The sequence below is a fragment of the Sphingomonas sp. R1 genome (assembly GCF_025960285.1).
Lineage (GTDB): Bacteria > Pseudomonadota > Alphaproteobacteria > Sphingomonadales > Sphingomonadaceae > Sphingomonas.
The window spans coordinates 2208894-2221498 of the sequence record NZ_CP110111.1 but is presented as its reverse complement, the minus strand read 5'-3'; the positions used below and the strand labels follow the sequence as shown (position 1 = coordinate 2221498).

Here is a 12605-nt window from a genome sequence, read left to right as displayed (position 1 = left end):
GAAACGGGCAAATGGCGCACCCGACAGGATTCGAACCTGTGGCCTCTGCCTTCGGAGGGCAGCGCTCTATCCAGCTGAGCTACGGGTGCCTGGAAAGGGTCGCCTAGCAAAGCAATCGCGCGAACGCCAGCCCGTTTCGGCGTTGCGGCGCCAAAAGCTCAGGCTGGCTCGGCTGCCCTTTTCGGCTTGGGGGCCGGGGTCTTCGGCTTGAACGCGCAGCACTCGGCGACCGGGCAGCGCCAGCATTCGGGTGTACGCGCCTTGCAAACATAGCGGCCGTGCAGGATCAGCCAGTGATGCGCGTGCAGGCGGAAAGGCTGGGGCACCACCTTTTCCAGTCTCAGTTCCACCGCCAGCGGCGTCTTGCCCGGCGCAAGCCCCGTGCGGTTGCAGACGCGGAACAGGTGGGTGTCCACCGCAAAGGTCTCGTGCCCGAAGGCAACGTTCATCACCACGTTGGCGGTCTTGCGGCCGACGCCGGGAAGCTGTTCCAACGCGTCGCGATTCGCCGGAACCGCACCGCCGTGAGCGCGGATCAGCGCCTCGGAGAGCGCAATGACGTTCTTTGCCTTGGTGTTGAACAGGCCGATCGTCTTGATGTGCTCCTTCAGCCCGTCTTCGCCGAGCGCCACCATCTTTTCTGGCGTATCGACCTGCGCGAACAACGCCCGCGTTGCCTTGTTGACCCCGGCATCGGTCGCCTGCGCGGAGAGCACCACCGCGACAAGGAGTGTATAGGTATTGACCGATTCGAGCTCGGTTTCGGGGTGCGGATTGTCCGCCGCCAGCCGCGCGAAGAACTCGACGACCGCCGCCTTCTTCACACGCCGAGGACCTGGTCCATCGCGTAGCGTCCGGGTTCGCGACCGGCGAGCCACAGCGCGGCGCGGATCGCCCCCTTGGCGAAGATCGCGCGATCATCGGCGCGGTGGGTCAGCTCGATCCGCTCGCCGTCGCTGGCGAAGACCACGGTGTGGTCGCCGATCACCGATCCGCCGCGCAGGCTTGCCATGCCGATTGTGCCCGCCGCGCGTGGGCCCGTGAGGCCGGCGCGATCGCTCACCCCCGCTTCGGCGAGCGTCGTGCCCATCGCCTCGGCGGCGGCATTGCCCAGCATGAGCCCCGTGCCCGACGGCGCATCGGCCTTGTTGCGGTGGTGCATCTCGACGATCTCGATGTCCCAGTCCTGGCCGAGCCGCGCGGCGGCCTCGCGCACCAGCCGGGAGAGCAGGCCGATGCCGAGCGAGGTGTTGCCGGTCTGGAGCACCGCAATGTCCTGCGCGGCGGCATCGATCATCCGGTGGTGGCGCTCGGCAAGTCCCGTCGTGCCGATCACGATCGCGGTGCGTGCGGCGCGGGCAGCGGCGAGGTTTGCCTCCAGTGCCGCCGGGGCCGAGAAATCGACGATGACATCGGCCTTGCGGGCAAGCTCCGCGGGATCGCCGCCGACGTCCGTGCGGCCTGCCAGGCGGGCGCCGAATTCGGGAAGGGCGGCGGCGATCGCCTGACCCATCCGCCCCATGCTGCCGTAGATGCCGATGCTCGTCATGGGCCGCGCTGTTGCACGATCCGGCACCCGAACGACAGAGGCTATTTTTGCGCCGGGTCCGCCTTTTTCTTTCTGCCGCCGAGCGGAATGCGCAGCGTCACCATGGCGGCCGGCACGGAGGCAATGCCGGCGCTGTGCTGCTGCGCTTCCGCACGCACTTCGCCGCCCCTGGGCAGGCGGAAGGCCGGATCCACCGCGCGGGCCCGCGCCGGCGGCGGCAGGGTGGGGCCAATGCGGTAGCGATCGGGCGCGTCGCGCTTGCACACGACGATCTCGTCGGCGGTCTTGGGCGTGGGGCAGCGCTGCTGGGTGAGCGAACGGGCGGCGATTCCCTTGCCGTCCTCGTCGGCAGCGGGGCCGCGCGTCTGGGGCAGCAGCAGGACCGCGACGAGGGCAAAGGCGAGCGGGGCCATGGTCTTGTCTCCGATCCTTGAGGCCGACACGAGAAGCGCACTTTGCGGCGGTGGCGTGGCGGGCCTAGGGTCGCGCCATGGCCAGCATGCGAAACATCGTGATTCTCACCGGCGCCGGCATCTCGGCGGAAAGCGGCATCGCCACCTTTCGCGGGCCCGGCGGGCTGTGGGAGGGGCACCGGGTGGAGGATGTCTGCACCCCCGAGGCACTGGCGCGCGATCCGGCGCTGGTCCACCGCTTCTACGATCTGCGCCGCGCCGCCCTGGAGACAGTGATGCCCAATGCCGCGCACGACGCGCTGGCGCGGCTGGATGCGGCATGGCCGGGCGAGCTGCTGCTCGTGACGCAGAATGTCGACGACCTGCACGAGCGCGCGGGCGCCACCCGCCTGCTCCACATGCATGGCGAGCTGCGCGCGGCGCTGTGCGCGGCATGCGGCATCCGCGAAGGCTGGAGCGAGGCGCTGCCACCGGAGAGCGAATGCCCCAATTGCGGGATGCTCGCGCTCCGACCGGACATCGTCTTCTTCGGCGAAATGCCCTATCAGATGGAGCGGATCGAGGCGGCACTCGCCGATGCCGACCTGTTCGTCTCGATCGGCACCTCGGGCGCGGTGTACCCAGCTGCGGGCTTCGTCCAGACCGCGCGTCATTATGGCGCGGCGACGCTCGAGTTGAACCTGGAGCCGTCGGGCGGCAGCCACTGGTTCGAGGAAAGCCGCATGGGGCCGGCCGGCGTACTTGTGCCTGCCTGGGTCGACGAATTGCTCGCCGGCATCTGATCGGACTGGCGTCCAAGCGGATTGTGCGGAACAATGCCTGCAAGGCCCGGCACCAGGGCCGCGATCAGGGAGGAGAGGCGGGCATGGCCCAGCAGGCGATTTTCATTACCGGCGGCGCATCGGGAATCGGGCGTGCCGTGGCGCAGCTGTTCGCGGCGCGGGGCTGGCGCGTCGGGCTGGCGGACGTGAACGCGGCGGGCCTCGAGGAAACCCGGGCGCTGCTCCCCGAAGGTGCCGCGACGACGCATCTGCTCGACGTGCGCGATCGCGACCAGTGGGTGGCGGCGCTGGCCGACTTCGCCACCGCCAGCGGTGGGCGGATGGATGTGCTGTTCAACAATGCCGGCATCGGCACCAGCGGCCCCTTCGCCACCACCGAGCCTGCCGAGCTGGAGCGCTGTATCGCGGTCAATTTCACGGGCGTGGTACACGGCGCGCATGCAGGCTTTCCGCTGCTGTCCGCAACGCCGGGTTCGACGATGCTGATCACCAGCTCGGCGGCGGGAATCTACGGTACGGCGGGGGCCGCGATCTATTCTGCGACCAAGTTCGCCGTGCGCGGGCTGGCCGAGGGACTCGACGGCGAATGGACCGCCGCCGGCGTGAAGGTGCGCACGCTGATGCCGGCCTTTATCGACACGCCGCTGCTCGATCACCCGACGGGGGGCTCGAACCAGCTGATCCGCGAGAATGTTCGCCGTGCGGGACTGGAGATCTCGCCGGTTAGCGACGTCGCCGAGGCGGCATGGGCGGCGGTGCACGGCGACCACCTGCACACCCGCGTCGGCAAGACGGCGCGGAAGCTCTGGTTCGCGGCGCGCTGGATGCCGGGCGCGCTGCGAACGCAGGGCAAGAGGAGCCGCTTGGGGCGACGCTGAGGCCGCCCCCCGCGCGTCAGCCCTGCGTCCGCGCCAGTTCGCGCCAGCCGATGTCACGGCGGCAGAAGCCGCTGGGAAAGTCGATCGCGTCGACGCCGCGATAGGCGGCTGCTTGCGCGCTCGCGATGTCGGGGCCGATCGCGGTGACGTTGAGCACCCGGCCGCCGCTCGCGACGAGCGTCTCGCCATCGTGCCTGGTGCCGGCATGGAACACGCGCACGCCGCCAGCCTCCGCCGCATCGATGCCGGCGATCGCACCACCCGTTTCCGGCGTGCCGGGATAGCCGCGGGCCGCCATCACCACGGTGAGCGCGGTATCGGGGCGGAAGTGCGGCGCCGGCCGGCCGGCGAGTTCGCCGCGCGCGGTGGCGAGCAGCAGATCGAGCAGATCTTCCTCCAGCCGCAGCATCAGCACCTGGCATTCGGGATCGCCGAAGCGGGCGTTGTATTCGATCAGCTTGGGGCCGGTTCTGGTAAGCATCAGCCCGGCATAGAGCACGCCGGAATAGGGGATGCCTTCGGCGGCGAGTGCGGCGATGGTGGGCTCAACGATCTGGTCCATCGCCGCGCGTTCCAGCGCCGGGGTCAGCACGGGGGCCGGGCTGTAGGCGCCCATGCCGCCGGTATTCGGGCCGATATCGCCTTCACTGACGCGCTTGTGATCCTGCGCCGATCCGAATGGCACCGCGTGCGCGCCGTCCGTGATGACGAACAGGCTGGCTTCCTCGCCGTCGAGGAATTCCTCGATCACGGCGCTCGCGCCCGCATCGGCGAAGATCGCGGTGAGCGCGGCAACCGCCTCATCACGGGTCATCGCCACGGTCACGCCCTTGCCGGCAGCGAGGCCATCGGCCTTCACTACCACCGGCAGCCCGAACGGCTCCAGCGCTGCCAGCGCTTCGTCCAGCCCGTGCACTCGGACATAGCCCGCGGTGGGGATGCCGGCGCGCGCGCACAGATCCTTGGTAAAGCCCTTCGATCCCTCCAGCTGCGCCGGCAGACGATTCGGTCCGAACACGGCAATGCCTGCCTCGCGCAGCACGTCGCCCACGCCCGCCACCAGCGGCGCCTCGGGCCCGACCACCACCAGGCCGATGTCGTGCGCCTGCGCGAAGGCGAGCACTGCTGCCGGATCGGTGGCTGCGAGGTCGACGAGCGTGGCATGCGCCGCTATGCCCGGATTGCCCGGTGCGGCGAAGAGCTGCGTCAGCAGCGGCGATTGCGCGAGCTTCCAGGCGAGCGCATGTTCGCGACCCCCCGACCCCAGTAGCAGGACGTTCATGGCCGACCCCCTTTTCGAGACTTCATCGGCGCGGCTCGTAGCCGAGGCGGTGCCCGGGGACAACGCGGCACCGATGAGCGTCAGCGAACTCTCCGGCCGGCTCAAGCGGATGGTGGAGGGCGAATTCGGCCATGTCCGCCTGCGCGGCGAGATTTCGGGCTGGAAGCGTGCCGCCTCGGGCCATGCCTATCTCGCGCTCAAGGACATGGACGCGGTGATCGACGGAGTGATCTGGCGCGGCGCTGCGTCGGCGTTGCCCTTCCAGCCGCAGGACGGGCTGGAAGTGATCGCCACCGGCAAGCTCACCATCTATCCTGGGCGCTCGAAGTACCAGATCGTCATCGAGCGGATGGAGCTGGCCGGCGAAGGCGCGCTGATGGCGCTGCTGGAGAAGCTCAAGGCGAAGCTGGCCGGCGAGGGGCTGTTCGACGCCCAGCGGAAAAAGCCGCTGCCCTACATGCCCAAGGTGATCGGCGTGGTGACCTCGCCCACGGGCGCGGTGATCCGCGACATTCTCCACCGCCTGGAGGATCGCTTTCCCAGCCATGTCCTGGTCTGGCCCGTAAAGGTGCAGGGCGACGGATCGGCGCAGGAGGTCGCGCGGGCGGTGCGCGGGTTCGATGCGATTGTCCCCGGCGGCTCGGTGCCGCGCCCGGACCTGCTGATCGTTGCGCGCGGCGGCGGCTCGATCGAGGATCTCTGGTCGTTCAACGAGGAAGCCGTGGTGCGCGCGGTGGCGGAATGCTCGATTCCCGTCATCTCCGCCGTGGGCCACGAGACCGATACGACGCTGTGCGACTTCGCCGCCGATCTGCGGGCACCTACGCCCACTGCGGCGGCCGAGATCGCGGTGCCGGTGCTATCCGATGTCCGCCACGGCATCGCCACGCTGGCGCACCGCACCGAGCGCTGCGTGCGCCGCTATCACGAGCGCGCCGGCGAGCGGCTGGCGGCGCTGGTCCGCGTGCTGCCGCGCCGCGACGCGCTGCTCGGCCCGCAACGCCAGCGGCTCGATGATGCTGGCGCGCGGCTCGGGCTTGGGCTGGAACGTCGCGTGGGCGTTGCACGAGGACAGCTGGATCGGGCCGGAGCGGCCCTCCGTCCCGCGACGCTCGACCAACGGCTGGCGACTGCCCGTCAGCGGCTGGGCGCCATCGCGCTCGACCGCGCCGCCGATCGCGAGTTGGTCGCCCTCCGCCAGCGTTTCAGTCGTCCGGCCGAGGCGCTGAAGCTCGCCAGCCTCGAGCGCCGCTTCGCCACGGCCGCCGAGCGGCTCGCGGCGCTCGGCCGGCATCTGGAACTGCTCGATCCCGAACTGCCGCTCAAAAAGGGCTATGCCTGGGTGGAGGGGCGCGGCACCGGCAAGGTGGTCGCCTCGGCCGAGGATGCCCGCGCGGCCCAAGCCGTGACGCTCCACTTCGCCGATGGATCGGTGGATGCCCGGGTTGAGCGCGCGGGCGCCAAGGCCTATGTTCCACCCAAGCCCGAGCAGCCGACGCTGCTCTAGGGCGCACCCGACCCACCATCGAACTGCAGGAATGGCGCCGCCCATGCTGATGTCCAACACCGCCCGCGTCGCCAAGCTGCACTATATGGCCAACGGCTTCCGCGTCCTCGCGCCTGGCGACCATGTGCTGTGCGCCGTCACCGGTGAACGCGTGCCCGTCGACATGCTTCGCTACTGGAGCGTTGCCCGGCAGGAAGCCTATGCCAGCCCCGAGGCGGCGACCAAGGCCCTGCTGGAGGCATGATCGCCCGGCGGGCGGCCGCCGCTGGCCTGATCGCGCTGCCGCTGCTCGCCCGATCCGCCCGTGCCGCGGACGATCCCTTCACGCTGGTCGGCAGTTTCGAACAGGGCGGGCTTGTTCGCGGCATCGCTCCGGCGGGCACCGCTGCGCTCCGGCTGGACGGGCAGCCGATCGATGTTGCCGCGGATGGCCGCTTCCTGATCGCGTTCGATCGGGATGCCGGGCCGAGTGCGCTCGTGGAGGCGCTGCTGGCCGATGGGCGCACAGTGCAGGACCCGTTGGCGATCGCCCCGCGGCGCTGGAATATCTCGCGACTGGACCATCTGCCCAAGATCCCGCTCCCCAGCGCCGAGTTCGAGGCGCGCCGTCCGGCCGAGCTGGCGCGCATCGCCGCGGCCCGCGCGCAGGTCACCGGCGCGCAGGGCTGGCGCCAGCGCTTTGGCTGGCCGGCGACGGGGCGCATCTCCACGCTGTTCGGGTCGCAGCGCATCTATGCCGGCGAGCCTGGCGCCTATCATTCGGGGATCGACATCGCGCTGCCGACCGGCACGCCCGTGCGCGCGCCTGCGGACGGCGTGGTGATCCTGGCGGCGCCAGCGCCGTTCACGCTGGAGGGCAATCTGCTGATGCTGGATCACGGCACGGGGCTGTCGAGCGCCTTCCTGCACCTTTCCCGGATCGCGGTGCCGGAAGGGGCGGCGGTGCGTCAGGGCCAGCTGGTGGGTGCTGTCGGAGCAACCGGCCGCGCGACCGGTCCGCATCTCCATTGGGGTCTCACCTGGCGCGGCGCGCGGCTCGATCCGCTGCTGGCCGCCGGAACCATGCCAAAGAGCTGAGATGCATCCGGCGGCTCGCCGGGCGCGGGCAGCAAAGCAACGCCATCTTCATGATTCGTACATGAATGTTGCGCTGCAGCGCAGCTTCGCTAATGCGAAATTTCGCGGCCTGCCTGATTTTTCGGCAGGGCTGCACGACAGCTTAACATTTCGTAACGAATTATACGATATCCAAGACATAATCGGTCGCTACTGTTGCGCTTTGGAGACACGCTGAAGAAAGCGTATCTGCGAACATGATCGAAACTTTACAGATGTTACCGATCTTTGCTCCCTTCTCACCCAGCTCTACCCGACACGCATGGGGCTATGTCGGGCAAGGGCGGGGAGACACGCCGCGGCGGGGGCAACCAAGCCGCGGTTAACCGAGGGAAATCGATGAACAAGACGCAGAGGAAGTTGCGTGCGGGGGTCGCCTTGCACGCGCTCGCGCTCGTTGGCGCCAGCGCAACGATGCTGGCTGCCGCGGCGCCCGCGCATGCGCAGGACTATACGTCCGGTGCCGTGCAGGGCACGGTGACGGATGAGAGCGGTGCGCCTGTCTCGGGTGCGACGGTGACGGTCACCTCTACGGAAAGGGGTGTCGTACGCTCGTCCACCACGGCGGGCTCGGGTAACTTCACGATCAACGGCCTGCCCGTCGGCAGCTATGACGTGGTGGTCACGTCGCCCAAGAACCCGTCGTGGCGCGCGGAAGGCGTTCGTCTCGTCGCATCTCAGACGGCGCAGATCAACGTCCAGCTCTCCTCCGCAGGCGGCGAAGAGATTGTCGTCACCGGCAGTTCCGTGGTTCCGGCCTTCGCGGGCACCACGACCGGCCTCAACGTCGATCTCGCCGAATTCGTGAAGACCCGGCCGATCGGTCGCGACCTGACCTCGGTCATCCTGCTCGCGCCGGGCACCACCGGCGGCGACAGCGCGTTCGGCAATCTCGCGTCGATCAATGGCTCGTCGGTGGGTGAGAACGCCTACTACGTAAACGGCCTCAACATCACCAACTTCGACAACTACCTTGGCTCGGCCCCTGTCCCGTTCGAGTTCTACCGTAGCGTGGAAGTGAAAACGGGTGGCATTCCGGCAGAATATGGCCGGGCGACGGGCGGCATCGTGAACGCGGTCAGCAAGTCCGGCACCAACGAGTTCACCGCTGCCATGCACGTGAACTGGTCGCCGGACTTCCTGCGGGACCACGCGCCAAATCTCCAGACCTGTTCGCTCACCGGTGCTGGCCCGACCACCCTCGCGACCCGCAACTGCGTCAATTCTACCAACCGCGGGCGTGACACGGCGGATAGCTATTCGGTTATCCTCGAGGCGGGCGGTCCGATCATCAGGGACAAGCTGTTTGTTTACGGGCTCGGTGAGTTCCGTCGGACGCGGAGCACCACGACCAGCCCGCTCAACAATCAGGCGACCACCAATCTGAACGATGATCCCTATTGGGGCGCCAAGATCGACGCGTTTCCGATCAGCACGCAGCATCTTGAGTTCACGATCTTCGACACGCGCAGCACCACCAAGCAGCAGGTGCAGGACTATAACGACAAGAGCGGGCTGATCGGCGCGACGACCGCAAACATCGGTCAACCCCGCGGTGGGGTTAGCTGGGTCGGCAAGTATACCGGGCAGATGACCGATTGGCTCACCGTCTCGGCCGCCTACGGCATCATGCGCGATCGATTCCTGACGACGGGCGGCTCGTCGCTTCCCTATGTCGTGAACAGCACCGGTGGTGTCGTCAACGGCGTTGCCAACGGCGCGCGCTTGACTCCTCAGACCTCGACCTCGATCACCTTCCCGTATGATACGAAGCGCAAGTTCTTCCGCGCTGACGCGGATCTGCTCTTCAACTTCCTCGGTGATCACCATGTTCGCTTCGGCTACGACCAGGAGAACAATGTTCTCAATCGCAGCACGATCCGTACCGGTGGCGCGTACGAACTATCGAACAACCTGATCACGCAGGCGGCCTTCAATGGCGGTCAGGGGAATGGCGGCGTCGGGTACACGTTGCTGCCCGGCAACATCGTCGAGGTGAACTATTACAGCGCCGGCGGCAGCTTCGACGCAAAGAACGCTGCATACTATGCCCAGGATGAGTGGAAGCTAACGGATAAGCTGACGGTCAATCTCGGCGTTCGCCGCGACGACTTCGGCGTGAAAAAGCCGGACGGCTCGAAGCTCGTTCAGTTGAACAAGAACTACGCGCCGCGTCTCGGATTTACCTATGATCTGTGGGGCGACAAGAAGAGCCGGATCTACGGTTCCTATGGTTGGTATTATCTCCCGGTTGCGAGCAATACGTCCTACCGTCAGGCTTCCGGTGAGCTGTTCTTCAATGAATGGTACAACTACAATGGCGTGAACGCGGCCGGCATCCCGAACCTCACCTCGCTCGTTACGAACGACGTGGGCCATTCTGCGGCCTGCCCGATCCGTCTCACACCCTTGTCGACGGGCCAGAATTGCGCTGTGACGGGTAACGGCCAGGCGCCGGACACGACCGCTGCCATCGCGGCCAACCTGAAGGCGACGCGAGAGTCCGAGTTCCTCATCGGGTACGACCAGAGGGTCGGAAACTGGACGCTCGGGATCAACTTCACCCATCGCAACCTCGATCGCTCCGCGGAGGACGTCGCCATCGACGCTGCGGTCCTCAACTATTGCCAGCAGGCGGGTCTCACCGGCTGCGCGTCGACCTGGACCGGCTTCCACCAGTACACCATCGTCAACCCAGGCTCCGACGTCACCGTCAATCTGCTCGGTCAGGACGGCCGACAGGTTAAGTTCACGGCGGCCCAGCTGGGCTACCCGAAGGCGAAGCGTACCTATGATGCGGTCACGCTGACGGCGAAAAAGGATTGGAACGGCCGCTACAGCCTGAACCTGGCCTATACCTGGTCGAAGTCGAAGGGCAACTCGGAAGGGTTCGTCCAGTCGGACTTCGGGCAGAGCGACGCCGGCATCACGCAGGACTTCGACCAGCCTGGCTTCATCACGGGTGCCTATGGCTATCTGCCGAATGACCGCCGTCACCTGATCAAGTTCAATGGTGCGGTTGCCCTGAACGACGACTTCACGCTTGGTACCAACGTGCAGGTCTATTCGCAGCGTCCGCTGAGCTGCTTCGGGTACAGCCCTCGTTCGCGTGCTGGCAGTTCCTTGTCGTACACCGATTTCGCGAACGGCTATGGCGCGGCATCCCACTACTGCAATAACGGGCAGGTGCTTGGCACCGTTCTCTCCGGCTCCGGGAGCACGGCCGTCCTCCAGAACCTGTACGGCAGTGCCCTGTCGCCGCGCGGCACGGCGCAGAAGAGCGACTGGTATTCGCAGATCGATCTCTCGGCGCGCTACAACGTGCACTTCGGGGATCGTGTCGTGACGCTTCGTGCGGACGTGTTCAACTTGCTGAACTCGTCGGCCGTGATCAAGCGCAACGAAGTTGGCGATCAGAGCCGCACGTCGGTCACCGGAAACACCGCAATCCGGGGTGTCACGGCGAACCAGAACTATGGTCAGCCGACCGTGTACCAGTCGGCGCGCTCGGTCCGGCTCGGGTTCGACATCACGTTCTGATCTCGGCAGGTTTCGACCAGAAGAGAGGCGGGTTTCGGCCCGCCTCTTTTTTTGCCCGGCCCGGACGCGGTCCTATCCTCGATAGGCAGCGTGGAACGCCTCCATATGGCGGGCATAGCCCTCGGAGATGCCGATGCGATCGGTGGCAATCGGTGCGCGCACCTGCGATACGCTGGCCGTACGCACGCTGCGCTTGGTTTCGTGGAACCGGTGAACGCCGGGTTCATCGTCCAACCCGGCATGGCCGAGGATTCTGGGAATCCAGGAAGAGGGGGCACGTACCAGATCCTCGTAGGGCACCACGAGGATCCGGTCCGGAAACAGCTGGGTCCAGTGATCGAAGAGCCGGTCTTCCATGCGGAAGAAATGTCCGATGTCCTCGAACGACCAGCTCCACGGGATCGGGCTGGTGAAAAAATTCCGATAACAGGAAAGCGCGACGTCTTCCGGCCTGCGTCGAAGCCACAGCACCTTGGCTTCGGGCAACGTGTGTAGCAGCAGGCCCATGAAATGGGACTGGCTGAGCGTCTTGTCGACGACCAGCGATCGCGTCCGGAACCGTTCCTCGATCATGCCCAGATAGGTGCGCCCAACATCGCCCCAGGGATCGCCGCTTTGCGATCTTCGCTGGTACGCGATGGCGCCGTCCCAGGAGAAGTCCTTCGTAGGCAGCAGCGCAGATCGGAACAGGTTGATTTCCGCGCCGTCCGCAACCTGGCTGTGACTGGCCAGGATCTGTTCGACCAGCGTTGTGCCAGACCGCGGCAGCCCGTTCACGAAAATGACTCGACGATCGAGCGCTCCCGACGGCGTCAGTTCCCGCATGGCATTCGGATGAAACTGACGGATCAGCGCCGTGGAGACGCGTTCCAGATGGGCGGGTTCGTAGCGTTCCTCGCGCCGCCGGAGTGCGGCGCCCTCGGCGTAATAGCGGAAGGCGCGATCGGTATCGCCGGTGTCGTGCCACGCCTTCGCCAGCCCATATAGGAAGCGCGCATGGACCGCAGGTGCGGTCCGGGCCACTGCCGGTCGGATGCGCTCCATCTCCGCCAGATCCGGATCGTTGGCAGTGAACTGCTTGATCATCGCCAGGGCAAACCATGTCTGCGGCAACATGGGGGCGGTGGCGAGCGCGCGGCGGTAGAGCTGCGTGGCGCGCACAAAATCGCCCTCTTCTCCGGCAATGGTTCCTGCAAAATGCAGGATGCTGGGGTGCAGGCGCTGACTCTCCGGCAGACGTTCCATCTCACGGTGCGCGATGTCAGTCCTGCCCGCAGCGGCAAGCTCGCCCCAGTAATAGAGGAGATGCTCCAGAGAGGCTGGCGGGGTTTGTGCGCAGCGACGTGCCGCTTCCAATGCGATCTCGATCGCACCGATGTTGGACGCGAGCATCGAAACGCTTTTCCAGCGTGTGCCGTTCGGTGGGCCGGTCGCCAGATCCTGCTGCAGCAGGAAAACCGCACGATCGCGATCTCCCTGCTGCAACGCATCAATGGCCTGCAGTACGTACGGCTTCCCTGTGCTCATCGGCGAACGTT

At 66.8% G+C, this 12605-nt stretch carries 11 protein-coding genes and 1 tRNA gene; 6 read left to right on the top strand and 6 right to left on the bottom strand.

The features are described from left to right. Positions 1 to 12 precede the first annotated feature (12 nt). From OIM94_RS10755 to OIM94_RS10740, 4 genes are all read right to left on the bottom strand, one after another. A tRNA-Arg gene (locus OIM94_RS10755) sits at positions 13 to 89 on the bottom strand. 69 nt (positions 90 to 158) lie between these two features. Next, the gene (gene nth, locus OIM94_RS10750) at positions 159 to 824 is read right to left on the bottom strand and encodes an endonuclease III (protein ID WP_264606729.1); all 666 of its coding nucleotides are present in this window, start codon (positions 822 to 824) and stop codon (positions 159 to 161) included. Continuing rightward, positions 821 to 1549, bottom strand: coding sequence for a 4-hydroxy-tetrahydrodipicolinate reductase (gene dapB, locus OIM94_RS10745; RefSeq protein WP_264606728.1), 729 nt, complete (start codon positions 1547 to 1549; stop codon positions 821 to 823). Before dapB ends, nth begins: the two co-directional genes overlap by 4 nt. Before the next feature lie 41 nt (positions 1550 to 1590). Beyond that, complete coding sequence (locus OIM94_RS10740; RefSeq protein WP_264606727.1) at positions 1591 to 1962, bottom strand: hypothetical protein; 372 nt, start codon at positions 1960 to 1962, stop codon at positions 1591 to 1593. Between the two features lie 77 nt (positions 1963 to 2039). Between OIM94_RS10740 and OIM94_RS10735 the strand changes: the two genes are divergently transcribed. Together OIM94_RS10735 and OIM94_RS10730 are read left to right on the top strand one after the other, a co-directional pair. Next, positions 2040 to 2744 carry an NAD-dependent deacylase gene (locus OIM94_RS10735; protein WP_264606726.1) on the top strand — a complete coding sequence of 235 codons (705 nt, stop codon included), beginning with the start codon at positions 2040 to 2042 and terminating at the stop codon, positions 2742 to 2744. Positions 2745 to 2827: 83 nt separating this feature from the next. Beyond that, entirely contained in the window at positions 2828 to 3622 is a 795-nt protein-coding gene (locus tag OIM94_RS10730; RefSeq protein WP_264606725.1) for an SDR family oxidoreductase, read from the top strand. Between the two features lie 16 nt (positions 3623 to 3638). On the opposite strand, the gene purD is transcribed toward OIM94_RS10730, so the two are convergent. Next, positions 3639 to 4904, bottom strand: a complete 1266-nt coding sequence (gene purD, locus OIM94_RS10725) for a phosphoribosylamine--glycine ligase (RefSeq protein ID WP_264606724.1) — start codon at positions 4902 to 4904, stop codon at positions 3639 to 3641. Between purD and xseA the strand changes: the two genes are divergently transcribed. The 4 genes from xseA (at position 4903) to OIM94_RS10705 (ending at position 11067) form a co-directional block, all read left to right on the top strand. Continuing rightward, the gene (gene xseA, locus OIM94_RS10720; RefSeq protein ID WP_264606723.1) at positions 4903 to 6411 is read left to right on the top strand and encodes an exodeoxyribonuclease VII large subunit; all 1509 of its coding nucleotides are present in this window, start codon (positions 4903 to 4905) and stop codon (positions 6409 to 6411) included. The genes purD and xseA overlap by 2 nt on opposite strands. 43 nt (positions 6412 to 6454) lie before the next feature. Continuing rightward, positions 6455 to 6655: a DUF2093 domain-containing protein gene (locus tag OIM94_RS10715; RefSeq protein ID WP_264606722.1), complete on the top strand. Its 201-nt coding sequence runs from the start codon at positions 6455 to 6457 to the stop codon at positions 6653 to 6655. Then, on the top strand, positions 6652 to 7488 hold the full coding sequence (locus OIM94_RS10710) for a M23 family metallopeptidase (protein ID WP_264606721.1): 837 nt from the start codon (positions 6652 to 6654) through the stop codon (positions 7486 to 7488). Before OIM94_RS10715 ends, OIM94_RS10710 begins: the two co-directional genes overlap by 4 nt. A 378-nt stretch (positions 7489 to 7866) precedes the next feature. Then, positions 7867 to 11067 carry a TonB-dependent receptor domain-containing protein gene (locus OIM94_RS10705; protein WP_264606720.1) on the top strand — a complete coding sequence of 1067 codons (3201 nt, stop codon included), beginning with the start codon at positions 7867 to 7869 and terminating at the stop codon, positions 11065 to 11067. Positions 11068 to 11139: 72 nt separating this feature from the next. Here OIM94_RS10705 and OIM94_RS10700 read toward each other — a convergent pair whose 3' ends face one another. After that, a complete protein-coding gene (locus OIM94_RS10700; RefSeq protein ID WP_264606719.1) occupies positions 11140 to 12594 on the bottom strand; it encodes a tetratricopeptide repeat-containing sulfotransferase family protein in 1455 nt (484 codons plus the stop codon). Positions 12595 to 12605 lie beyond the last annotated feature (11 nt).

Bases quoted from the DNA above. Each gene is read 5' to 3' on its own strand.
- dapB (WP_264606728.1), bottom strand. From the start codon at position 1,549: ATGACGAGCATCGGCATCTACGGCAGCATGGGGCGGATGGGTCAGGCG.
- OIM94_RS10740 (WP_264606727.1), bottom strand. From the start codon at position 1,962: ATGGCCCCGCTCGCCTTTGCCCTCGTCGCGGTCCTGCTGCTGCCCCAG.
- OIM94_RS10735 (WP_264606726.1), top strand. From the start codon at position 2,040: ATGGCCAGCATGCGAAACATCGTGATTCTCACCGGCGCCGGCATCTCG.
- OIM94_RS10730 (WP_264606725.1), top strand. From the start codon at position 2,828: ATGGCCCAGCAGGCGATTTTCATTACCGGCGGCGCATCGGGAATCGGG.
- xseA (WP_264606723.1), top strand. From the start codon at position 4,903: ATGGCCGACCCCCTTTTCGAGACTTCATCGGCGCGGCTCGTAGCCGAG.
- purD (WP_264606724.1), bottom strand. From the start codon at position 4,904: ATGAACGTCCTGCTACTGGGGTCGGGGGGTCGCGAACATGCGCTCGCC.
- OIM94_RS10715 (WP_264606722.1), top strand. From the start codon at position 6,455: ATGCTGATGTCCAACACCGCCCGCGTCGCCAAGCTGCACTATATGGCC.
- OIM94_RS10710 (WP_264606721.1), top strand. From the start codon at position 6,652: ATGATCGCCCGGCGGGCGGCCGCCGCTGGCCTGATCGCGCTGCCGCTG.
- OIM94_RS10705 (WP_264606720.1), top strand. From the start codon at position 7,867: ATGAACAAGACGCAGAGGAAGTTGCGTGCGGGGGTCGCCTTGCACGCG.
- OIM94_RS10700 (WP_264606719.1), bottom strand. From the start codon at position 12,594: ATGAGCACAGGGAAGCCGTACGTACTGCAGGCCATTGATGCGTTGCAG.